Below are 24,125 nucleotides of genomic sequence, written 5' to 3'. Positions count from 1 at the left end.
TTGTTATGTTTTCTTTATCTCTTTTATTATATCTTCTACCCTATACCTACTCTGCCACACACGTCTATCTTTTGTATAGTCACCTTCTCCCCTCTCAAAATCCTGAATAAATCTTATAAAATTCACCACTCCCAATTGTTCAGCCAATATCCTACATCCTTCTTTGTGAAGTTCTATGGATGTCTTATAACTGGTCAATTTTTCCATAATACAATCCTTTCAACCATTCTAACGGACTTACAACTTTTATCTGTAAATCTGCTATGTTTGATGACTTCTTTAAAAACTTTCTATCCACTGTAAGAAGTATATCGGCCCCTTTCTCAGCACATGCTAGATGAAGAGCATCAAAAGCACCTAATCCCAATTTTTCAAAACATTTTGCCCTTTCTTCTAATGTTGAATCCACTCCTATAATTTGTTTCTCTATGTTTTCCAGTATAGCCTTTAACCTTTCCCTTCTCAAAATATCTGGCGTCTTCTCTACTTCAAAGATTAAAACATCGCTAATCACCAGGGTATAAACTCCTTTTTCGCACAAAGAAAGGATCACCTTTATAGCTTCTGACTCAAGATATATAATGGGATCATTCTGGTCATCAAAAGGCCTGTTATAACAGCAACAATCCATATAAATCTTCATTTTTATTATAAAATCATAACATTACTTTGAACAAAACTCAGTTAATACCCCATGTGTTGACTTTGGATGGAGAAATGCCACTTTCTTTCCTCCTGCACCAGGAACAGGTTCTTCATTAATAAGCTTACACCCTGCTTCCTTTGCCTTTGATAGCTGTGCCACAATATCATCACTAAAATAGGCAATATGGTGCACTCCTTCTCCATTTCTCTGCAAGAACCTGGCAATGGGGCTATCTTCTGCAGTTGGTTCTAAAAGTTCTAAGTGTACACCTCCTATATCAAAAAAAGCGGTTTTTACCTTTTGGGTGGGAACTTCCTCAATTTTTTCACATTTTAGTCCAAGTGCATTTTCATAAAACTTTACTGCATCATCCAAGGATTTTACAGCTATACCTATATGGTCTATCTTTTGTAACATATTTTAATCTCCTCTAATTTTACATTGGTATATTGCCATGCTTCTTAGGTGCCCTTGCCTCTCTCTTGGTCTTTAAAAGCTCCAGTGCAGCAATGAGTTTTGGTCTTGTGAGTCTTGGTTGAATCACTGCATCAATATATCCCCTTTCAGCTGCCCTATAGGGATTTGCAAACACTTCTTCATATTCTGCAATCTTTTCCTTTCTCTTTTCCTCTGGATTTTCTGCTGCCTTAATCTCCTTTCTATATATAATATTGGCAGCACCAGCAGCACCCATTACTGCAATCTCTGCCGTGGGCCATGCATATACCAAATCAGCTCCAAGGTCTTTGGAACACATGGCAAGGTATGCACCACCGTAGGACTTTCTTGTAATAAGCAACATCTTGGGCACAGTTGCCTCTGAATAACACCAGAGGAGCTTTGCTCCATGTCTAATTATACCGCCCCATTCCTGATCTGTGCCAGGAAGATATCCTGGAACATCTGCTATGGTTAACATTGGAATATTAAAGGCATCGCAAAACCTTATAAATCTGGTGGCTTTGTCTGATGCATTAATATCCAAACATCCAGCATACACCTTTGGTTGGTTTGCAATAATTCCAATTGGGTGTCCATTTAACCTAGCAAAACATACCACCATATTGGGGGCATAATACTCATGTGGCTCAAAAAATTCACCATTGTCCACAATTGCAGATATAACCTCTTTTATATCATATGGCTGATTTGGATTGTCAGGTATAATTTTATCCAGTTCAGGTGCCTCCCTATTTACCACATCTGTTGGCTCCTCATATGGGGGATCTTCCATATTGTTTAAGGGCAAATATGATAGGAGCTTCTTAATTTTCATTATTGCATCTTCATCAGATTCACATGCAAAATGTGCAACACCACTTTTTTCATTGTGTACCATTGCACCACCAAGGTCTTCAAAACTCACTTCTTCACCTGTAACAGACTTAATCACCTGGGGACCTGTTATGAACATAAAAGAGGTCTTTTTCACCATAAAAATAAAATCAGTCATTGCAGGGGAATAAACAGCTCCACCAGCAGTGGTACCCATTATTGCTGAGATCTGGGGTATTACACCTGATGCATTGGCATTTCTAAAAAATATCTGGCCATAACCAGACAAGGCATCAACACCTTCCTGAATTCTTGCACCACCTGAATCATTAAAGCCAATAACAGGAACACCCACTTTCATTGCAAGGTCCATAACTTTACAGATCTTTTTGGCATGCATCTCACCTAAACTTCCTGCTCTAGATGTAAAATCCTGGGAATAGGCACAAACTGGTCTCCCATTTACCAGTCCAAAACCAGTAACCACCCCATCTGCTGGTATATTTACCTTCTCCATGCCAAAATACGTACATCTATGCTTAACAAACATATCAACTTCCTGAAAAGTACCAGCATCAAATAAGAGTTCCAATCTCTCTCTTGCTGTAAGTTTCCCCTTTTCCTTATGCTTTTTTATGGCCTCCTCTCCCCCCATTTTCACAACTTCCTTCTCAAGCTCCTTTAATTTTTTGATCTTTTCTTCTGTGGTCAGGGCCATATGGACTCCTTTTGTTTAGTTATTTTAAATAAATATTTTATTTTCACTAATCCCTATATTCTCCAAAGACTTCCCTTAAAACCCCACAAATTTCACCGATTGTGGCATATTCTTTAACTGCATCAAGTATTGGATCCATTAGATTTTCATCTCCCCTGGCAGCATCTTCTAATCTCTTTAAGCAGGCTTCCACCTTTGAATTATCCCTTTGTTCTCTGACCTTTTTAACCCTATCAACCTGCTTTTGTTCAACTGTCTTGTCTATTTTGAGTATTGGAACCTTTACACTTTCCTTGGACTGAAATTCATTTACACCAACCACAATCCTATCTTTGGTCTCAATCTGTTTTTGATATTCATATGCAGAATCCTCTATCTGTCTCTGAATAAATCCAGCCTCAATTGCAGCTATAACACCACCCATGTCATCAATCTTCTGCATGAGTGAAAAGGCCTCTTCTTCTATTTTGTCTGTTAATTGTTCCACCAGGTATGAGCCTCCTAAAACATCTATTGAATTTGCAACACCAGATTCATAGGCAATTATCTGTTGGGTCCTGAGCGCAGTCCTAACAGAGTCTTCTGTTGGCAGGGTCAGGGCCTCATCCTTTGAATTTGTGTGTAGGGACTGGGTCCCACCAAGCACTGCTGCCAGGGCCTGCAGGGCTACCCTCACGACATTGTTGTCAATTTGCTGGGCTGTTAGGGTATGTCCTGCGGTTTGAGTGTGGAATCTAAGCATGCAGGCCTTTGGATCTGTGGCACCAAAGCGCTCTTTCATGATCTTCGCCCACATGCGCCTTGCTGCCCTAAATTTCGCCACCTCTTCAACTAAATCCGTTGTGGCATTAAAGAAAAAGGAAAGCCTCTTTCCAAATACATTTACATCTAATCCAGCATCAATGGCGGTTTTAACGTATGTACACCCATTGGCCAGGGTGAATGCCACTTCCTGCACGGCTGTTGAACCAGCCTCCCTTATGTGATATCCTGAAATTGAAATTGTATTGAAAAGAGGTGTGTTTTTACTACACCATTCAAATATATTTGTAATAATCCTGAGAGATGGCCTTGGAGGAAATATATACGTACCCCTTGCCACATATTCCTTTAAAATGTCGTTTTGAATTGTTCCCCTTAGCTTTTCCCTTGGAACTCCCTGTTTTTCTCCAACTGCAACATACATTGCAAGTAACACAGAGGCTGGAGAATTTATGGTCATGGAAGTTGAAACCTTATCCAGAGGGATCTTATCAAACAAAATTTCCATATCAGCCAGAGAATCTATTGCAACTCCAACCTTTCCAACCTCTCCCTTGCTCATTGGATGATCAGAGTCATATCCAATCTGGGTGGGTAGATCAAAGGCAACAGAAAGACCTGTCTGCCCCTGCTCAAGTAGATATCTGTACCTTTCATTGGTCTCTTTGGCAGTGGCAAAGCCTGCATATTGTCTCATGGTCCATAATCTGGACCGATACATTGTTGGCTGAACCCCCCTGGTATACGGATACTGTCCAGGGAATCCCAGTTTTTCTAAGTATTCATCATCTATTTCCCTGGGAAGGGCAAGGCGAGGAAGCTCAAGTCCCCCTACAGTCTTAAATTCCTTTTTTCTCTCAGGGAACCTGGCAAGGACCTTTGATAAAACCTTTTCTTCCCATTCCTTATATTTTGGATGTTTTGACATGTCCCACCCCTTATTTATGTTCAAAGTTCAATGTTGAAGGTTCAAAATTTTTACAATGGGTTATAATCAGGTTAAGCATTGAACTTAAATTTATTTATAATTTTCCTAACACCACTTTAACCTTGAAGTATTTGTTTAATTTTAGCTGACACAAGGGACGCAACCACCCTTGGATCCTTGTCTAAATCTGTATCCACTTCATCTATTTTTTTCTCTATATCTCTTCTTATCATCTCTATAACCCAGTCAGTGATCTCCTTTTTCCTGTATTCTATCCGCTTTCTCTGCTTGAGTCCCTTTTTCTCATTCTCTCTATATATCCTTTCCATTGCATGGTACAGCTCATCCACTCCCTTGCCTTCAGAGGCAATTGTTAGTATCACTTCAGTCCCCTTTTCCCTGGCAATTTCATTTAATTCAACTGCCAGCATCTGTGCCTCTGGTTTATCTGCCTTGTTCACCACCATAACATCAGCAACTTCCATGAGTCCTGCCTTTAAGGCCTGGATATCATCCCCAAGACCTGGTGCAGACACAAGGGCTGTCACATCTGCAATCTTCACAATATCTATCTCTGACTGACCCACTCCAACAGTCTCAATAATTATGGGATTACACCCACTGGAGGCAAGTATTCTACACACAGCCCCAGCAGATGCACAGAGTCCCCCCAATCTTCCGCGGGTAGCCATGGACCGTATCACAACATCTGTATCAAGGGAGTGTTCCATCATCCTTATCCTGTCCCCATGGATTGCGCCACCTGATATTGGAGAAGAAGGGTCAACTGCTATAACACCTACCCGTTTCCCGAGTTTTCTGCAGTATCCAACCATCTTTCCAGTTAAAGTAGATTTCCCAGCTCCAGGAGGACCGGTTATCCCAAAAACCATGGTGTTTTCTATAGCTTCTTTGTCAAGGGAAGAAAGTAGCTCATCAACAGACACATCTCCATTTTCCACCATGGTGATGGCACGGGCAATGGCACGTGGCGACCTATCTTTAATTCCTTGGATTATTTCGTCTATATTCATTTATTTTCACACAACTCTTTAAAAGTTTTAATTATCTCTTCCATTGGAGTACCTGGAGTAAAGACCTTCTTTATTCCCTTTTGTTTCAGTTCCTCAATATCTTCCTCTGGAATTATACCACCACCGATTACTGGAATATCTGAGGCCCCATGCTTTTTTAATGCCTCCACTACTTCTGAAAAAAGCTCCATATGAGCACCTGACAGGGATGAGAGTCCAACAACATCCACGTCTTCCTGAATAGCTGCCATAGCTATTTCTTCAGGTGTCCGTCTAATTCCTGTATATACTACCTCAAATCCACTATCCCTAAGGGCCCTGGCTATACACTTTGCCCCCCTATCGTGGCCATCGAGCCCTGGCTTACCAATTAACACCCTGTAAACTTTTTTCTCCCCCATAAAAAGCCCCCACTAAAAATTTTTAAGGCCCATATAATATGGGCCCTTTTGTTCATTCCACTATATATTTATTTTAGATACCAAATTTTTTACTGCATCAACAGATTTCTGAAAGGCCTCTGCCTCTTCTGGTAAAAGTTCAATCTCTATTACTTCTTCAACCCCGTTTCCTCCAAGTTTTACAGGTACACCTACAAAATAGCCTCCTACATTGTACTCTTTGTCGCAATATGCAGCACAGGGGAGAATGCGTTTTTTGTCCTTTAATATGGACTCAGCCATTTGTACTGCTGCAGCAGATGGAGCAAAAAATGCAGATCCAGTCTTGAGCAGCGCAACTATCTCTCCTCCACCCTTTCTTGTCCTATCTACCATTGCATCTATCTTTTCCTTTGGAAGCAGCTTTGTTATTGGAATACCGGCAACTGTAGAGTATCTTGGCAAAGGAACCATTTGATCTCCATGTCCACCCAGCACAAAGGCAGTAACATCTTCAACTGAGACATCTAACTCCATTGCAATAAATGTCCTAAACCTAGCTGAATCAAGGATACCAGCCATTCCTACCACCCTATTTGTGGGAAATCCACTCACCTTATGGGCAACATATACCATTGCATCTAAAGGATTTGACACCACAATCAAGATTGCATTAGGTGAGTATTTTGCAACCTGTTCTGTGACCCCTTTTACAATTTCTGTATTTTTTGCCAGCAAATCATCACGGCTCATACCAGGCTTTCTTGCAAGCCCAGCTGTTATAATCACCACATCTGAATCTGCTGTGTCACGATAGTCATTTGTTCCAATGATATTTGAATCAAATCCTTCAATTGGAGATGCCTCTCTAAGATCAAGGCCTTTGCCCTGTGGCATCCCCTCTACTATATCCACTAAACATATATCACCTAGCTCCTTGCTGGCGGCCCAATGGGCTGCAGTTGCACCCACATTTCCACCGCCAATTATTGAGATTTTTTTCCTCTTATGCATAAATGACTCCTCTTTTTATTGATCTGTGTATGTGTCTGTAACTTTCACATACACCCACACATACACACATCTTTTAATGTTCAAAGTTCCGTATCCTGCATTTAACCAACCACCACAAGGACCTGACCCTTGGACACATTTTCACCTTCTTTTACCCTGATCTCCTTGACCTCTCCAGATGTGGGGGATGTAATAGAGTTTTCCATCTTCATTGCTTCTAAAATAAGTAGTACATCCCCTTCATTTACCTGATCACCTACATTTTTTTCTAACCTGATTATAATACCAGGCATAGGTGCCTCTACTGGAGTGCCTGAAATCGGGCCAGATGTTTTTTTCTCTTCCTTTGCCTCTTCTTTTTTAGGTGCTGGTGCTGCTTTTTCAGCCTTTGGAGGAGTTGGTGGTGCTGGTGGCTGTGGCTGATGAGCAGGTGGTACATAACCGGGCATAGGTGCCATCTGAGTAATCATTGGTTGGCCATCTAAAGAATCCACTTCAACTTTAAAATATTCATCATCCACAAATACATTAAATGTTCTCACATTTGCACTCTTCTCTGGTGTTTCTTTTTCTACCTTTTCAACTAAAAGCCCTTTTTTGGCCTTTTCAATGAGTTCCTGCTCTCTCTTTACATCTTCCATTGTCTTTGGCTTCATCTCTTCAGGCATCTCATCCAGTCCATATTTAATCCTTAGAAACTTCTTGCCAGTAACAGGATACAAGGCATAGATGAGGAGATCATCTATATCCTTGGCAAGGTCACCAATCTCCTTTTTGGCCTTTTCAAGCTCAGGCTCTAAGATGTCTGCAGGACGACCAGTAAATGGCTTTTCTCCCCTTGGATACCCTTTAAGTGCCTTTTTCTGTACTTCACGGTCTATTGGAGCTGGGGTTTTACCATATAGACCAAAACATAAATCCTTGACCTGGGCTGTTATCATCTTATATCTCTCATCAGGTGTATCAAAGAGAACATTGTTCACAGTTTGTGTTCCAACTATCTGTGAGGTTGGAGTAACTAAAGGCACCTGTCCAAGTTCTTTTCTTACCCTTGGTAGTTCTTTAAATACATCTTCCAATTTATCAATTGCATCCATTTCCCTTAACTGATTTACAAGATTTGATAGCATACCACCTGGTGTTTGATGTAGAAGTACATTCACATCTATTACAGAGATCCTGTCATCTAAAAGATGTCTGTATTTAGGTGTTATCTGTTCAAAATGTTTTGCACATTTAATAAGTTGTTTTAAATCAAGGCCAGTGTCCCTGTTTGTTCCTTTGAGTGCAACAACAATGGGCTCACTGGCTGGATGAGATGTCCTGTAAGCCCATGGGGAAAGACATGTATCAATAATGTCTACCCCTGCTTCAATGGCCTTTAACATAGTCATGTCAGCCATTCCCGATGTGAAATGACTGTGGAGATGAATTGGGACTTTAACGGTTTCTTTTAATGCCTTGATCAGCACATATGCATCATAAGGGGCCATAAGACCAGCCATATCCTTGATGCATATGGTATCAGCCCCCATATCTTCCAATTCCTTGGCCTTATCCAGATAATACTGAAGGTTGTATACAGGTCCACCCATTCTTTGCTCGGTTAGAGAGTAGCAAATACTCCCTTGAAAATGTTTCTTATTTGCCTTAATTACTTTTACTGCGGTTTTGAAATTTCTAAAATCATTTAATGCATCAAAGACCCTGAATATATCAATTCCATTGACACAACACCTCTCCACAAATGCCTCTGCCACGTCATCTGCATAATTTCTATATCCAACTAGATTTTGGCCACGAAGGAGCATGGATAGGGGTGTATTTTTTATGTGTTTTTTAAACTGTCTTAGTCTTTCCCATGGATCCTCTCCTAGAAACCTGTGGCAGGAATCAAATGTTGCCCCGCCCCACACTTCCATTGAATAAAAGCCCACTTTGTCCATTTCCTCTGCAATGGGCAGTAAATCTTCCAGGTAGGCCCTGGTTGCAAATAGGGACTGGTGTCCATCCCTCATGGTCAAATCCTGGATCTTTAATGGATTCTTCACCTCTACTTTATCTTCCAGGGTACCTGCTTCTAGTACTCCATGCTTTTCTACCATAACATACTCCTTAGATTAAAATTTACACAAACGATACTGCCAATTAAAACGTCTCTCCATAATACTCATCCTGCCAGCCAAGGACCATGGACTGGTAACTGGAAAGTTGATCTGCTGCCTGGGAGCTGACACAGGGGTCTGTGCCATCATAGATGCAGCCATGGCCTCTTGTTCTAAATACATATATATGGCAGCTGAAATTGCTGCTATTAATTTTTTCTTTCTCTCCATGAAAATTAAGCTCCTCATAATCAAATTTTTGGTTTTACATATAACTCGCCACCATATGCATCATTTATAACCAGGGTTGGAAAATCTTCTACCACCAACTCTCTTATGGCCTCAGGACCTAAATCCTCATGCGCAATTACCCTTGCCTCTTTTATCCTCTGGGACAAAAGTGCACCAGCACCACCTGTTGCCCCAAGATAAACTCCCTTATATTCCTGAAGGGCCTTTTTCACCTCATCTGATCTCTTTCCCTTTCCAATGGATGCCTTTAGTCCCAATTTATATAGGGTTGGAGCATATGGATCCATCCTATAACTGGTAGTTGGGCCAGCTGACCCTATTGGCCTTCCAGGGGGGGGAGGGGTCGGCCCCACATAGTAAATGACCGACCCTTTAATGGGAAACGGTAGTTCCTCACCTTTATCAATTGATTCAATGAGCCTCTTATGGGCTGCATCCCTTGCAGTGTAAATTACACCAGATATCAAAACAACGTCCCCTGTCCTTAATTTTAAAATATCTTCATCACTTAAAGGGGTCTTTAATTTATATGTATTCATCTAAAAAATTACCTCCTTATACCTTGCAGAATGACACTGTATATTTACTGCAACTGGCAGGGAGGCAATGTGACACTCCTTGACATTTATCTTTACAGCCAGGGCAGTTGTCTTACCTCCAAGACCCATGGGACCTATACCTAAATCATTTATAGCAGATAAGAGTTCTTCTTCCTTGCTGGCTATGTCCTCATCTGGATGTCTGTCACCAATTGGCCTGAATAGGGCCTTTTTTGCCAGGATAGGGGCATAGTCAAAGGTTCCCCCAATCCCAACCCCAACTATTATTGGAGGACATGGATTTGGACCAGACTCTGCCACCCTTTTAACCACAAACTCTTTTATCCCTTCCCATCCAGCAGCAGGGGCCAGCATTGTACACCTGGACATGTTTTCACTACCACCACCTTTGGCCATAAATAGAATCTTTAGCCTGTCCCCTTTAACCAGGTCATAGTGGATCATCGCCGGAGTATTATCCCCTGTGTTCTGTCTGGTAAATGGATTACACAGAGACTTCCTGAAGTATCCTTCCCTGTATGCATCCACCATTGCCCTTGATAATACGTCTGATATGTGCTCGCCCTCTATCTTTACCTCATCTCCTATTTCCACAAAAAATATACCAACACCAGTATCCTGACATAAGGGAAGTCTACTTTCCCTGGCCAATTTCGCATTCTCTAAAAGCTGGGATAGAATTTCTCTGGCAGAGTTTGAGGTCTCCTCTTTATATGCCTTAGCCAGGGCGCCTTCCACATCCTTAGGGAGATTACACCCTGCATCCAAAATCACCTCTTTCATCTTAGAATAAATCTCATTAGCATTGAAAACTTTCATAACTATCTCCACTATTTCTTTTTCTTGGAAAATACTGAAAACAGCTTTCCCACTTTGCCACCTAAGGATGCAATTGCCATCTTTCTCCTCATTATTCCCAGCTGATCCTGAAGTGGAATCTGTTTTGGACACACATCTTCACAACCAAGAAGTCCCATACATCCAAAGACTCCCTCATCTGTTCCTATTACTTCAAAATATTCTTCATCAGTCCGCTCATCTCTTGGATCAATGTAAAACCTGGCTATTTTGTTGATTGTTGCAGCACCCAGAAAATCTTCCCTCATTCTGGCAGTTCCACACGCTGCAATACAACACCCACATTCAATACACCTGTCCAGTTCAAAGATCTCGTTAGCCAGATCATTATCCATCCTCTCTTCCAGTGCATTTGGATCAAATGTCTTTTGAGTATGCACCCAGGCTTCTATCTTCTTTGCCACACCCCTAAACCACGTACCAGTGTCCACAGATAGGTCTCCAATCAACTTAAATACTGGGAGTGGATGAAGGGTAATCTTGTCTGGTAAATCCTTTGTCTTGGTCTTACACGCAAGGCCAGGACGTCCATTTATTACCATTGCACATGACCCACAAACTGCTGCCCTACAGACAAAATCAAACTGAAGGGATGGATCCTGGGTCTCCCTTATCTCATTCAAGGCCAAAAACAGAGTCAAATTTTCCTTTTCTTCTAGATAATATGTCTGCATATGGGGCTTTGAATCAGGATCCATTGGGTTGTAACGAAATATTTCAAAATGGAGTGTTCTACTCATGGTCTCCTCTCTCTTTTATGTGATTTTTTATTTATTACCAAGCTGAGCCCAGTTCTAATCGCCAGGTGCATCCCCATCAGAAGAGATCACCTTTCCTTCCCCATAACCCCTATCACCTGGAGGTAGATGGAATACCTTTGAAGCAGGTTCATACTCTAAAGTGGGTAGATCACTACCCTCTTTCCAGGTGGCCAAGGTCCTGGTCAGCCACTCTTTATCATTCCTAAATGGATAGTCTTCTCTATAGTGGGCACCTCTACTCTCCTTCCTTTGCAAAGCTCCATAGGCAATACAAAGTGCAACCTTAATCATCCCTGGAAGTCTCAGCGCCTCAGCAAGTTCTGGGTTTGCCCCAATTCCACTGGATACAAGTGATAGGTTTTTACTCCTGTGAAGCAAGTCTTGTAGTGAGTCAACGGCCTCCTGCAGGTCTTTTTCATTTCTGAATATTCCCACCTTCTCCATCATAATTTCCTGCATCTCATTGCGCAATTTATAGACATTTTCACCACCAGATGATCTCTTTAGCTTTTCAATGCGCTCTTTTTGTTTCTTTACTTCAGCTGTTGCATATGATGTCTTAATATCCACTTCATAACCTTTTAAGAATTCCACTATCTTTTCTCCCACTATCTTTCCAGCAACAACTGTCTCTGCCAGTGAATTACCACCTAGCCTGTTAAACCCATGGAGGTCCCAGCACGAAGCTTCGCCTGCTGCAAAAAGGCCTTTGAGACCATATGCAGCACCATCTTTATTTGTTCGAACACCACCCATACTGTAGTGTTGTGTGGGCCTTACAGGAATGAGTTGGTGTATTGGGTTAATTCCAAGGAAATTCATGCAGATATCGTATACTTCCCTTAGCTTTGTGGTGATGTGTTTCTCCCCAAGGTGCCTTATATCAAGCCATAGATGATCTCCATATGGACTCTTTACCCCAAAGCCTTTTCTAATATGTTCTGTCATACGCCTTGAGACCACGTCCCTGGATGCAAGCTCTGCCTTTTCAGGCTCATAGTCTGGCATAAACCTGTATTCATTTTTATCCAAAAGCACTCCACCATCACCTCTACATCCTTCTGTTACCAAGATATCTGTTGGAACGATCCCTGTAGGATGAAATTGCACTGCCTCCATATTCCCAAGGGGCACAATACCAGTATCTAGAGCCAAAATCAGGCCTGTTCCCTGATTTATAACTGCATTGGTGGTGTGCTTATAAATGCGTCCATATCCACCTGTTGCAATTAGGACTGACTTTGCAAAATATACCAGCAACTCTCCTGTCCTAAGGCACCTTGCAACTACTCCAAGACAATTTTCGCCATCGTGTATAATGGATAAGGCCTCCACCCTATCGTGGACATTAACTCCAAGTTCTACTGCTTTACAGTCCATGGTGTATAAAACAGAATGACCTGTTCCATCTGCAGTATAGCAGGTCCTCCACTTGGCTGTGCCACCAAAGGCCCTTGCAGTAATTAGCCCAGCCTTTTCTTCTTTTTCATAGACCTCAAATTTTTGACCACCTTTAAAATAGACTGCAGGACCTGGAACTACCCTGTTCCAAGGAACCCCCCAAAAAGCAAGCTCTCTCATCACAATAGGAGCTGTATCCACAAACAGTCTGGCCACTTCCTGGTCACATCCCCAATCTGATCCCTTCACTGTATCTTCAAAATGGACATCTGGAGAATCCCCTTCTCCCATTGCACAGTTTCCAAGGGCTGCCTGCATCCCCCCCTGCGCAGCACATGAATGGGACCTCCTTGGGGGAACCAGACTAAGCACTATACAATCAAACCCTGCTGCAGCTGCCTCAATGGCAACCCTTTCCCCAGCAAGGCCTCCACCTATGCACAACATATCTGTATAAAAGGTCTGCATCTTTCTTACCCCGCTTAAGCTTTTTTTAGTTAAACTTTTAAAAAATAAAATCTAAGCATAATCAACAACTCAACCACAACATAAATTCCAATCAAACAATATATAAACTTCAGTGCGTTAATCCTTTTTGCCCTTGTAACCACTCCCCACTTAACTCCAATCCTGTAGAGACCAATACATCCATGGAGCGCAGCAGCTGCTATAAGCAAGAGGTAAAAGATAAGCCAGAGACCATTTTTTAATTCACTGGCTCCCTTGGCAGCTGTTATTGGAAGGTCAGAGAGAATTGTCCACATGTGGATGGAAGCAATAACAAGTAAGATGGCCCCAGTTACAGCTTGAATTACCCAAAACCAGGTGTCTCTGTGGCGCATCATCTTGGCATGTCTCACAATCAACTTCTGCTCCTTTGTCCTAAAGGGCATTTTCCTGGCACCTAAGAAACCATGAAGTAAAAAAAGAAAAAACAAAATAGGACCACCCACCTGGGCAAGATAGGTCTTCTCAAAAAGCTCCGCCACAAAGTCAAGGGACCTGGCACCAAAAATTACACTGCCAACAAACAACATGTGTGCAAACAAAAAACACACAAGGGTCAGGCCAGTTAACATCTGAAGCCAATCAAGCCACCCTGCCAACCTGTGACCTTTAAAGGAATCAACAGTGGTATCTACCGACATAACACGCCTCCATAAGGTTATGGGTTATAAACAAAAAACACCTTTTAATTATCTTTTTCCTATTATAAACCCAAGGATTAAACAAAAATCCATTCAAGCACAATACTGGAAAAATTTGTATATAATGCGTAAGCGATATAAGTATTATTTAAATTCCCTTTCAAGGGAGGAAAGGTAGGTGACTAAGTTTATGTTTTTATTGAGGATTCCAAGTTTTTTTCTTATATTATGTCTATGGGTGTCTACTGTCCTTTTGGACAGACCCAAGATATCTGCTATTTCCTTGGTTGGTTTTCCTGCTCTAATTAGTTCCACTATCTGTATTTCTGCTGGGGTAAGACCATATCTCTGACTTAAACCCTTCTCATAGGGGGATACCACTTCTTTTATTTTTTTTTCTATTACCTTTAATATAGTCGCCTGTTCCCGTGTAAGGGGTGTTTGTCTAAGTTTATCTAAATATGGTTCAATTATTTGCCTTACGTTAAAAACAATTTGCTTCCCAAAATCGTCTTTGTGTTCTTCCTTTTTTTCTAAAAGCACCTTTAGGGCTACATTCATTTCTTCTAATTTTTTATTGGCATCTATAAGCTCTTTTGTCCTCTCATAAATCCTTGTCTCCAACTCCTGGTTTATGGTCTTTAATTTTTGTCTGGCCCTTTGCAGCTCTAGATGAACATTTACCCTTGCTAAAACCTCCTCCTTTTGAAAAGGCTTGGTAATATAATCTACACCTCCTGCCCTAAAGGCCTTTATTTTTTCAAAGGTATCTTTGTGTACACTTATAAAAATAATAGGAATATCTCTGGTTTTATGGTCTTGTTTTAGTATCTCACATACCTCAATTCCACTCATCTCTGGCATAACAATGTCCATGAGTATTAAATTGGGTATCTTTTTCTGAATAAATGACAAGACATCTTTTCCCCTTTCTGCAACAGCTATGTTGTATCCATTACTCAGCAGGATATTGCTCAGCACCTGCAAATTATTAACATTGTCGTCAACAATTAAAATTAATTTTGAAGTATCAGACATTTATTTAACTATTAAAATTAAAAGTAATATCTAATTATATAATTAGATAAATTTCTTAATTTTATTCAATATCCCTTTAATTGCCAAAAGATCACATGCATTAATACTAGTTATAAGCGCATCACCTATTTTTTTTGCCTCTTTACATTTATATTTATCAGCAACTTCATTCCATTTTACTGCCAGATTATACACTTCGCTAAATTCTATTACCCCGTCTATATTTCTTATTTTTTCTCCAATACTTTTTTTTATCTCATGGATAAAATCACCAGATATATTAGTAGTTTTAACTGGACAATAATTTTTTACGTCACAATTTTGCACCTTTAAAAATTTTTTTAGCACATCTATTAATTTAGCTCTTTCAATTGGTTTTAATAAATACCCATCAAAAACTTCATTTATCTCATCTAATTTATCCTTTATAGATATTGCAGTTACGGCTATTATTGGAATATTTTTCAATTTATCTGACTTTCTTAATTGCTTTGTAAGTAAAATGCCATCCCATTCAGGCATCCTAATATCCATAAGTACCAGATCAAAATTCATATCTTTAAGCATATCATAGGCAATCCTGGGACTTGTAGTGCCTGTTATTAAAAGACCTGTATCGTGTAAAAAATTTTTTATAACCTCAATATTATATGGCACATCGTCAACTACAAGTATGGAACCACCAACAAATTTTACATTGTACTGGTCCTTACACAAGTTGTTAGAGCCCATATTCAGGGTACTAGAACCAATTTCAACTTCCTTCAAATGAACCTCAAAAACACTTCCCTTGCCAACTTCACTCTCAACCCTTATTTCCCCTCCCATAAGCTCCACAAGTTTTTTTGTAATAGCAAGTCCAAGTCCTGTTCCCCCATATTTCTTTGTTTTCTGGTTTTCCTGTTGTCTGAAGTTTTCAAATATTACCTGATGTTGAGATTTTGGGATACCAATGCCCGTATCTTTTACTTTAAGGATCAATTCCACCTTGCCAGGGCTCACAAACTTCTGGCTGAGCTTTATCTTCACGTACCCTGAATCTGTAAATTTTATTGCATTACTAATGAGATTCATGAGTATTTGTCTTATCCTAACTTCATCTAAAATAAATATATCTGATACATCTGTATCAATATCAACCTTAAATTCAAGGCCTTTTTTTTCTGCCCTATCCCAAAAAATTGATCGCATCTCATAGATCACACTTTTTATATCCATTGGCTCTGGCTGTAATTTGAGCTTACCTGCCTCTATTTTTGATAGGTCCAAAATATCGTCAATTAATGCCAAGAGGTTTTTTCCACTAGAAAGTATGGTTTCCAAAAATTTTCTATGCCTTTCATTCACTGTTTCACTGAGGAGGGTTTCAGCAAACCCCAAAATTGCGTTCATTGGCGTTCTTATCTCATGGGATATGTTGGCCAAAAATTCAGACTTTGCCCTGCTTGCAGCCTCTGCAGCCTCTTTACTCTTTTCAAGCTCCCTCTGTGCCTGTTTTATCTGGGTAAGGTCCCTGGCAACACAGACACTGCCAATTACCTTTCCCTTTTCTTTTAAAACGCTTATGGACATTCCCATGGGCAAAAATTTGCCACTCTTAGTCCTAACATCTATCTCAAAATCCCTAACATAACCATTTTTTCTAAGCTCAGAGAGCATCTCATTTAATCGCTCTTTGTCTTCATATAAATCAAAGGCAGATTTTCCTTTAAGTTCTTCAAAGCTAAAACCAAAAAGCTCTTCAGCCCTTTTGTTCCACCTGATAAACCTCCCTTTTGCATCTACAATACCAATTGCATCAGCAGAATTATCCAGCACATTTTTAAAATAATCCCTTTCTTTTTGAAGGGCATTTTGTGCTTTTTTAAGCTCAATTAAATCCTGGGCAACCTCCATTAATGTCTTGTAGCTTGAACTCGCATCTATTGCCCTCTCATATTCCATTATGAGGAGCTCAAGTTCTTCGTTCCTCTTCTTTAGGTCTTCTATTTGATTCAAAAGATATTGTTCAAATTGTACTTCTCTCTGCATAATAAAATCCCACTACTTCATACTTCCTCTTTGGGATAGTTATCAGAATCTAAAACAGTGAGAGCCTCTCCAACAGTGAATAGAGATCCTGTAATTAATATAAGGTCATCACCATTTGCCAGTTCTCTTGATCTTGAAATTGCATTTTTAAGACCATCTATTATCTCAAATTTATGCTTTTTTTCATATTGTTTTTTTAGCTTATATGGATCCATTGCCCTGTAGTACTCAGGACGTGTATAGATGGTAAGATCTGCTACTGGCACAATTATATCTAAAATAGACTTTGTATCTTTATCTTCCATAATACCAATAACCAGTATAAGCCTGTTGTAATCTATATCTTTAATTGACTCTTTTAATCCCTCCATTGCAGCAATATTATGGGCACCGTCTAATAAAATAGATGGAGATTTAGAAATTATGTGCATCCTACCAGGCCAAAATGCATCTTTAATCCCTGAACTTACATGACTATCCTGTATATTAAATCCCATGTTGTTCAATATCTCTATACTTCCTAAGGCTATGGGCAAATTGTTCTTTTGATAATTCCCTATTAGCCCACTTTTGATTCCCTCATAGTCTCTTTTTATGCCAAAGTAATTATAAGTTCCATTTTCAACAACACATGAAAAATCCCTATTCAAGACATACATGGGCGCCTTTTTTTGTCCGCATATTTCTTCTAAAATTTTAATAAGTTCACCTTGTTTAACTCCTGTTATAAGTGGAATTTTGTCCTTTATAATACCTCCTTTTTCCCTTGCAATTAAATCAAGTGTGTCCCCAAGAAATTCCTGATGCTCTAAGGATACATTTGTAATAATAGTCAAAATTGGTTGAACTATATTTGTTGCATCTAATCTTCCACCCATCCCAGTTTCCAATATTACAACATCCACCTTTTTATCTGCAAAATATTTAATCGCCATGGCAGTCACTGCCTCAAAAAAAGTAGGGGGTTCAGATGCATCCATAACTTTTCTGACTATATTTGTATAAAATACCACATCCTCCTTTGCTATATTCTGAGAATTTATTCTCATCCTTTCAGTAAAGGAGACCAGGTGGGGTGATGTGTAAAGTCCTACCCTATATCCTGCTTTTGTGAGAATTGAATTCAAATAAGTGGCAACAGAGCCTTTTCCGTTTGTTCCAGCAATATGGATAAATTTTAGGTCCTTTTGAGGCTTACCCATTTTTAATAGGAGATTTTCTGTTTTTGATAGACCAAATTTTATACCATATTTTTGAAGGGAATACAAAAACTTAAGTGCCTTTTTATAGCGATATTCCATGGACATATCCTCTTAAATAATTGTTTCATATTAACCTAGGGTTATCATTTTGATAAACCTGGGTTAAGACAAATTTGTTCTTCTTTATTAAAAAAGTGAAGGTAAAGCAACATGTAAGTTACTACCAACTAGAATATCCCATTTCAGACAGTTAATCCAACATTGACATTTTAAGCTAAAGTAATTACTTTTTGTAAAAGTAATTACTTTAAAAGGGGGTGGTTTTTATAAATATCGTTACAGCAAAAGAACTGAAACAAAGGACAGGGGAAATTATAAAAAGAATCAGAGCAGGTGAAAAATTAACCATAACATATCGCGGCAGGCCTGTTGCAGCTATAATCCCTATATCAGAGAAGGAAGAGGGCACAGTTAAATCACTCAGGCCATTTAAAGATGCGTGGAGGGATATTGAAAAGGCTTTAGATAAGACAGAGCCTTATTTCTCAGGATGGGAGGAAGCTACAAGATGGGTTCGAAAGAGGACTTAGTATTAATTGATACCAATATATTTGTCATAGATCTTCGTTATAAAAGGGATATCCATTATGAAATAAATAGAACATTTCTTACATATATAGCAAAAAAGAAAAGGGGATTTACCACCATTATCAACCTGTTAGAGATCTGTGGAATACTGTCATTTAATTTAAATGAGAGGCAATTAAACGAGCTATGGTTTTATTTTAAGGAGAGATATCAGGTATCTGTTTTGCCTGATCCAGAGATCGATGCCAGATTTCCAGCTATAAAAATTAGAGAAATTTTAAAGATACTTAAAAAAAGGACATCATTAGGAGATGCACTTATGATTGCAGTTGCAAAAAAACATCTCTCTTTTATTTCCACAATAATTACCTGGGACAAACGCCACTTTGAACATATATTTTCTGGTAATGTCCTAACTCCCAAAGACTTTCTTTCCCAGGTAAAATAAAAAATGGTCTTTATCTCTCTTTCACATATACCCTTTTTACCCTGGAGGTTATTTGAGAGACAATCTCATAATTTATGGTGTTTGCCCACCTGGCTACTTTATCTGCACTGAGTTCATAGGATCCTTCTCTACCAAAGATGATTACATCATCTCCCCTTGATACGTTTATATGGGTCACATCAACAACAAACTGGTCCATACACACCCTTCCAACTATTTTTGCCAATTTTCCACTTATAAGTACTGATCCCTTATTTGACAAAATCCTGGGGTATCCATCTGCATATCCAACAGGGATAGTAGCCAATCTAGATTTCCCCTTTGTTACATGGGTAGAGCCATAGCTTACCCTAAACCCTTCTGAGACCTCCTTTATCTGGGTAATCCTGGCCTTTAAGGTCATTGCTGGCATGAGTTTAATACTTGAGCTTTTTTTTAAATAATCAGAAGGATAGAGCCCATAGAGCATAATCCCTGGACGGACAATATCCAGGTGGGCATCTTTAAGTTGCATAACTGCCGCACTATTTGCTGCATGGAATTTAATTTCCCCTATATCCATTTTTTTTACTTCTTCCATTAATTCATTAAATAGCTCAAGTTGAATTTTTGAAAAACTTAAGTCCTCTTCATCTGCACACGCAAAGTGTGTATATATACCTTCAACTGAAAATTCATCTGCAACAACAACTTCTCTTACATCTGAAATCGCCTGTTTTTTATGATTTTTGTCAGATAACACAAATCCAACCCTCCCCATACCAGTATCTACTTTTATGTGTACCTTCAGTCTAGACCCCAAATCCCTGCACCTTAATCTGTACTCATCTGCCTGTTTTTTATCAAATATAGTGGCAATTAAATTATATTTAAGGGCAAGCTCTATATCATATATTGGAATATATCCAAATACCAAGATATCTTCACAAATACCTTTTTCCCTGAGGTCAATTGCCTCATCTAACCTCGCAACCGCAAGAGAAGATGCACCCTCTAAAAGGGCTACCTTAGCCACTTCATACGCCCCATGACCATAGCCATTTGCCTTTACAACTGCCATTATTTTTGTAGTCTTGGGAATAAGGTTCCTCACCTGTTTTAAATTATGGGCAATGGCCCTTAAATCTACCTGTGCAACTACTAATGGGTCCATATAGCCTCCAGTTATACAAATATCAAAAACCAAACTAACCCCTTGAAACCTTCATGCAAGTATTATAATATTTGGCTTATAAAAAAATAGTTTAAAATAAAAAAGCCATATGGTCAGAAATATTACCAACACAATAATAGATGACTATATTGTAAAGGCAGAGCTCACTAATTCCACCCCCACCAGTTCATACACCTATAAAAAGAACCTATCAAGGAAAATATACTCTACTATCCATAAAACAGGGGCAAACAAAAATGCACTGACTCACCTCATGGAAAAGACCAAAGAATTTAAAAAACTCCTGGAAAAATATGAATTCTTTAAGCTTAATTCCTCAATTTATTTAGTCGAGGTCTCAGACCCATCCAAATTAGACGCCCAATTAAATGACAAGGTTACAAACAATATAGATTATATTAAGATAAATAGATTAGCCTCATCAGAGGTGATAGAGAGTAAAAAACTCAGGCCTGAAGAACATAAGATATTAGAAGATGGCACATATAAATTTAATATAAACATTGACAATGAAGTTATAAGTATTGATTTTTCTGTATCTAACTCTGATATATCCACTAATAAAGGGCTTTTAGATACATTGGCCTATGTCATAAACAGCCTGGACCTAGGTCTTACAGCTGATATTTATACCACAAAAAAGAGGTCTCTAAATCCAAGTGATCCAAATTCACTTATTGACTATATTTATCTAAAAATAACAAATAATAATACAGGATACGAACACTACTTTCAATTACAGGATATAGAAAACAATTTGGTGAAGACATTGGAATTGGATAAGACATACGAAGCATCTCATAGGGGAGAATATTATTTTAATTCCAAGAAAAAAACCACCTGGTCAAATGAAGTAAATGAAAAAAACGGGAAATTGACTTTAAATTTATTGGATTCAACTAATGATTTCATCCATATAAAAGAAAATAAATTAAATGGAGATATATTAAAATACATTGTAAACATAATAGATGAATTTAACAAATATATTGACTGGATATACACAAGGCAAAATCTCTTTTCAAAAAGACTTATTTCAGATATCAAAGATGTAATCTCGGATCATTATAAAGATCTAAAAGAAATGGATTTGTCATTGGATCCAAATGATAAAATAATAACAGGACCATATTTTAAAGAAATTATAAACACAGATCCTGACATATATCTGAGCCACCTTTTTGGAGAAGAGGGATTTTTTACAGATATAAAAAATACTTTAGATAACATTATTAAATCTCCAGCAAATTATCAATTAACAGATGATGAACTATCCCTATATACAAGGTATGGAAACGACTATTCCAATAAAGGGCTAATGGGTACCAATACCATCCATTTAGTTGTATAACTAGCTATAATCCTCAAATTTTGAGGTGCAAATATTTTTGAGATACATCAAGCAACTCTATTGATAAAAGAACAGCGTTTTGATATAAAAAAATAAAAACTACTGAGATGGAGGAAAGGGCTATGAAAAATTCCATAATTAAAAAGGCTTTGGTGATTGTTATTTCCCTTTTAATTATCCAGGGAATAATGTTTTTGACCATTTTCTATCTAGAACTAAACAACGTATCCACTTCCATAAGCAAGTGTTCAAAAGAAAGCATAAAGCAACACAAGTTGTCATCCCTAAAAAATTTGGTAGACGTGGCCTATTCAGTGATTGATACCTATTACAGAAAATCTCAAGACATAGAAAGCCTCAAAAAGGCCAAGGCAGCGGAGTTAAAGCTAATTTTGGAGGGTGTAAGAAACCAGATAACTTATATTTTAAAGAAAAATCAGGGACAGCCAAGGGCTGTTATTGAAGAAAAGGTAAAGGAATTGGTAAAAAATTTCAGATACCATGGAAAGAATTATATCTGGATAAATGACATGCACCCCTACATGGTCATGCACCCAATAAAACCAGCCCTAGATGGAAAGGACCTATCTAATTTTAAAGACAAAAAGGGGAATTATCTCTTTAACGACATGGTACGTGTATGTAAAGAAAAAGGTGAAGGAATGGTCAGTTACTACTGGTCAAAACCAGGGGAACAGGAGGCAAAATTAAAGGTATCTTATGTTATGCTCATTCCAGAGTTAAACTGGATAATTGGAACAGGGGAATGGGTAGAGGATATAACTAAACAGATGCAAGCCCAAGCACTAAAGCAAATAGCTTCAATTCGCCTTCCTGACGGAAACTATTTCTGGATAAATGACTTAAAGGGATATATGTTGGCCCACCCAAATCCCAAATTGGTAAATAAATACGTTGGAGACCTAAAGGACAAACGGGGTAAGATGCTAATCCAGGAAATGATAGAGGTATGTAAACAAAAAGGGGCTGGTTTCGTAGACTACTACTGGTCAAAAAAAGGAGAGCCAGGAGATGTGTTAAAGACATCTTATGTAAAGCTCTTTAAGCCATGGGGCTGGATTGTTGGAATGGGCGTATATATGGATGATATACAAAAACTTGCTCAAGCCCAGATAGCCCACATTAAAGGGGCAGAAAAGAGCGCTACTTTAAAGGGGTCCATTGCTGGAGTAGTACTAATACTTATTATCTCAATCCTTCTACTTATCTATTTTAACAAGGCAATAAAGAATCCACTCCTATCTTTAGTTGATTTTGCAGAAAAAATAACAAAGGGGTCCTTTGACTTTAGATTGGGAAAAACATTGCAGGGTGAGTTTTTTATCCTTCAGCAAGCAATGGAGACAATGGTCACTGAGTTAAAGAAAAAGATAGGTGAAGCAGAATCAGAGAAAAAAGGTGCCCTGGAGGCGGAAAAAAATGCAAAAGTTGCATTGTCTGAGGCAGAAAAGGCCAGAAGAGAGGCTGAAATGGCCAAGCAAAATGGTATGTTACAGGCAGCAAGCATAATGGAAGAGGTGGTAGAACACCTAACCACTGCAAGTGAAGAATTATCAGCTCAGGCACAGGAAGTATCACAGCACATGTCAGAACAAAAGGAAAGGATCACAGAAGCTGCAACAGCAATGGAACAGATGAATGCCACAGTACTTGAAGTTGCAAAAAATGCATCCCAGGCATCAGAAAACTCAGACGCCACTAAGGTCAAGGCAGAGGAAGGCTTTGCAGTGGTCCAGGAAAGTGTGGATCAAATAAATAAGGTGCAGGAGATTAGTATAGAACTTAACAAAAATATGGAAGAGCTCTTAAATCAGGCCCAAGCAATTGGCAGAATCATAAATGTAATTAACGACATTGCAGACCAGACCAACCTCCTTGCATTAAATGCTGCAATAGAAGCAGCAAGGGCAGGGGAGGCTGGAAGAGGGTTTGCTGTAGTTGCTGATGAGGTAAGAAAACTTGCTGAAAACACGATGGCTGCCACAAAAGAGGTAGAGGAAAACATAAACCACATTAGGATCTCAACTGAGAACAGCAACAAAAATTTCCAGCAGGCCCTGGAGGCAGTTAAAATTGCAACAGAAAAGGTACAGCAATCTGGAGAGGTATTAAAAGAGATTGTGGAGCTAGCACAAGGTAGTGCAGATCAGGTTCGCAGCATTGCCACTGCTGCTGAAGAGCAATCTGCTGCAAGTGAAGAAATAACAAGGAGTATTGAGACAATTAAAAATCTCGCCGATGCCACTTCAGAGGGCATGGATCAATCTGCCATAGCAATAAGTGAAATGGCACAGCAGGCAGAAGAGCTAAGACAACTAATAGAAAAGATCAAATCTGAAAACAGCTAAAAATATTAATGGGCCCATCCACGGGCCCATTAATATTAACCAAGCCCATCTATATATTTTTCAAGTAGGGTATGGATCATAA

At 39.0% G+C, this 24,125-nt stretch carries 23 protein-coding genes; 4 read left to right on the top strand and 19 right to left on the bottom strand.

The genetic code is table 11. The features are described from left to right. Positions 1-3: 3 nt before the first annotated feature. The 18 genes from ACYQ0O_RS05305 to ACYQ0O_RS05220 form a co-directional block, all read right to left on the bottom strand. The gene (locus ACYQ0O_RS05305) at positions 4-207 is read right to left on the bottom strand and encodes a hypothetical protein (RefSeq protein ID WP_075068399.1); all 204 of its coding nucleotides are present in this window, start codon (positions 205-207) and stop codon (positions 4-6) included. Beyond that, positions 185-643 carry a type II toxin-antitoxin system VapC family toxin gene (locus tag ACYQ0O_RS05300; RefSeq protein WP_075068398.1) on the bottom strand — a complete coding sequence of 153 codons (459 nt, stop codon included), beginning with the start codon at positions 641-643 and terminating at the stop codon, positions 185-187. Before ACYQ0O_RS05300 ends, ACYQ0O_RS05305 begins: the two co-directional genes overlap by 23 nt. Before the next feature lie 21 nt (positions 644-664). After that, the gene (mce, locus tag ACYQ0O_RS05295; protein WP_459891321.1) at positions 665-1,063 is read right to left on the bottom strand and encodes a methylmalonyl-CoA epimerase; all 399 of its coding nucleotides are present in this window, start codon (positions 1,061-1,063) and stop codon (positions 665-667) included. A 19-nt stretch (positions 1,064-1,082) separates the two neighbouring features. Further along, positions 1,083-2,639, bottom strand: coding sequence for an acyl-CoA carboxylase subunit beta (locus tag ACYQ0O_RS05290; protein ID WP_459891319.1), 1,557 nt, complete (start codon positions 2,637-2,639; stop codon positions 1,083-1,085). 46 nt (positions 2,640-2,685) lie between these two features. Then, entirely contained in the window at positions 2,686-4,329 is a 1,644-nt protein-coding gene (locus ACYQ0O_RS05285) for an acyl-CoA mutase large subunit family protein (RefSeq protein WP_459891317.1), read from the bottom strand. Positions 4,330-4,445: 116 nt separating this feature from the next. Then, a complete protein-coding gene (gene meaB / locus ACYQ0O_RS05280; RefSeq protein WP_459891315.1) occupies positions 4,446-5,363 on the bottom strand; it encodes a methylmalonyl Co-A mutase-associated GTPase MeaB in 918 nt (305 codons plus the stop codon). Beyond that, entirely contained in the window at positions 5,360-5,764 is a 405-nt protein-coding gene (locus tag ACYQ0O_RS05275) for a cobalamin B12-binding domain-containing protein (protein WP_459891313.1), read from the bottom strand. Before ACYQ0O_RS05275 ends, meaB begins: the two co-directional genes overlap by 4 nt. 60 nt (positions 5,765-5,824) lie before the next feature. Continuing rightward, positions 5,825-6,757, bottom strand: a complete 933-nt coding sequence (gene mdh, locus ACYQ0O_RS05270) for a malate dehydrogenase (protein WP_459891311.1) — start codon at positions 6,755-6,757, stop codon at positions 5,825-5,827. Positions 6,758-6,858: 101 nt separating this feature from the next. Next, positions 6,859-8,862, bottom strand: a complete 2,004-nt coding sequence (locus tag ACYQ0O_RS05265; protein ID WP_459891309.1) for a pyruvate carboxylase subunit B — start codon at positions 8,860-8,862, stop codon at positions 6,859-6,861. A 15-nt stretch (positions 8,863-8,877) separates the two neighbouring features. Beyond that, the gene (locus tag ACYQ0O_RS05260; protein WP_459891308.1) at positions 8,878-9,093 is read right to left on the bottom strand and encodes a hypothetical protein; all 216 of its coding nucleotides are present in this window, start codon (positions 9,091-9,093) and stop codon (positions 8,878-8,880) included. A gap of 20 nt (positions 9,094-9,113) precedes the next feature. After that, entirely contained in the window at positions 9,114-9,653 is a 540-nt protein-coding gene (locus tag ACYQ0O_RS05255) for a Fe-S-containing hydro-lyase (RefSeq protein ID WP_459891306.1), read from the bottom strand. Beyond that, positions 9,654-10,493: a fumarate hydratase gene (locus ACYQ0O_RS05250; RefSeq protein ID WP_459891303.1), complete on the bottom strand. Its 840-nt coding sequence runs from the start codon at positions 10,491-10,493 to the stop codon at positions 9,654-9,656. 11 nt (positions 10,494-10,504) lie between these two features. Next, complete coding sequence (locus tag ACYQ0O_RS05245) at positions 10,505-11,272, bottom strand: fumarate reductase iron-sulfur subunit (protein ID WP_075068396.1); 768 nt, start codon at positions 11,270-11,272, stop codon at positions 10,505-10,507. Positions 11,273-11,326: 54 nt separating this feature from the next. Beyond that, on the bottom strand, positions 11,327-13,162 hold the full coding sequence (locus ACYQ0O_RS05240; protein WP_459891301.1) for a fumarate reductase flavoprotein subunit: 1,836 nt from the start codon (positions 13,160-13,162) through the stop codon (positions 11,327-11,329). Positions 13,163-13,191: 29 nt separating this feature from the next. Beyond that, on the bottom strand, positions 13,192-13,842 hold the full coding sequence (locus ACYQ0O_RS05235; RefSeq protein ID WP_459891299.1) for a succinate dehydrogenase/fumarate reductase transmembrane subunit: 651 nt from the start codon (positions 13,840-13,842) through the stop codon (positions 13,192-13,194). A 144-nt stretch (positions 13,843-13,986) separates the two neighbouring features. Continuing rightward, on the bottom strand, positions 13,987-14,880 hold the full coding sequence (locus ACYQ0O_RS05230; RefSeq protein ID WP_459891297.1) for a response regulator: 894 nt from the start codon (positions 14,878-14,880) through the stop codon (positions 13,987-13,989). A gap of 42 nt (positions 14,881-14,922) precedes the next feature. Further along, positions 14,923-16,911, bottom strand: a complete 1,989-nt coding sequence (locus ACYQ0O_RS05225; RefSeq protein ID WP_459891295.1) for a PAS domain-containing hybrid sensor histidine kinase/response regulator — start codon at positions 16,909-16,911, stop codon at positions 14,923-14,925. A 17-nt stretch (positions 16,912-16,928) separates the two neighbouring features. Continuing rightward, a complete protein-coding gene (locus ACYQ0O_RS05220) occupies positions 16,929-18,212 on the bottom strand; it encodes a bifunctional folylpolyglutamate synthase/dihydrofolate synthase (RefSeq protein ID WP_459891293.1) in 1,284 nt (427 codons plus the stop codon). 218 nt (positions 18,213-18,430) lie between these two features. On the opposite strand from ACYQ0O_RS05220, the gene ACYQ0O_RS05215 reads away from it, so the two are divergent. Together ACYQ0O_RS05215 and ACYQ0O_RS05210 are read left to right on the top strand one after the other, a co-directional pair. Further along, positions 18,431-18,703 carry a type II toxin-antitoxin system Phd/YefM family antitoxin gene (locus ACYQ0O_RS05215; protein ID WP_459891291.1) on the top strand — a complete coding sequence of 91 codons (273 nt, stop codon included), beginning with the start codon at positions 18,431-18,433 and terminating at the stop codon, positions 18,701-18,703. Then, on the top strand, positions 18,682-19,149 hold the full coding sequence (locus ACYQ0O_RS05210) for a type II toxin-antitoxin system VapC family toxin (RefSeq protein WP_459891290.1): 468 nt from the start codon (positions 18,682-18,684) through the stop codon (positions 19,147-19,149). Before ACYQ0O_RS05215 ends, ACYQ0O_RS05210 begins: the two co-directional genes overlap by 22 nt. Before the next feature lie 10 nt (positions 19,150-19,159). Here the strand turns inward: ACYQ0O_RS05210 and alr are convergent, their stop codons facing one another. Beyond that, positions 19,160-20,302, bottom strand: coding sequence for an alanine racemase (gene alr / locus ACYQ0O_RS05205; RefSeq protein WP_459891288.1), 1,143 nt, complete (start codon positions 20,300-20,302; stop codon positions 19,160-19,162). A 109-nt stretch (positions 20,303-20,411) separates the two neighbouring features. Here alr and ACYQ0O_RS05200 point away from each other — a divergent pair, with 109 nt between their 5' ends. Next, positions 20,412-21,674 carry a hypothetical protein gene (locus ACYQ0O_RS05200; protein ID WP_459891286.1) on the top strand — a complete coding sequence of 421 codons (1,263 nt, stop codon included), beginning with the start codon at positions 20,412-20,414 and terminating at the stop codon, positions 21,672-21,674. Positions 21,675-21,796: 122 nt separating this feature from the next. Further along, a complete protein-coding gene (locus ACYQ0O_RS05195; RefSeq protein ID WP_459891284.1) occupies positions 21,797-24,043 on the top strand; it encodes a methyl-accepting chemotaxis protein in 2,247 nt (748 codons plus the stop codon). Positions 24,044-24,125 lie beyond the last annotated feature (82 nt).

It is taken from the genome of Desulfothermus okinawensis JCM 13304, assembly GCF_054654515.1.
The sequence above is the reverse complement of the archived record's forward strand: the minus strand, read 5'-3'. Positions and strand labels throughout refer to the sequence as shown.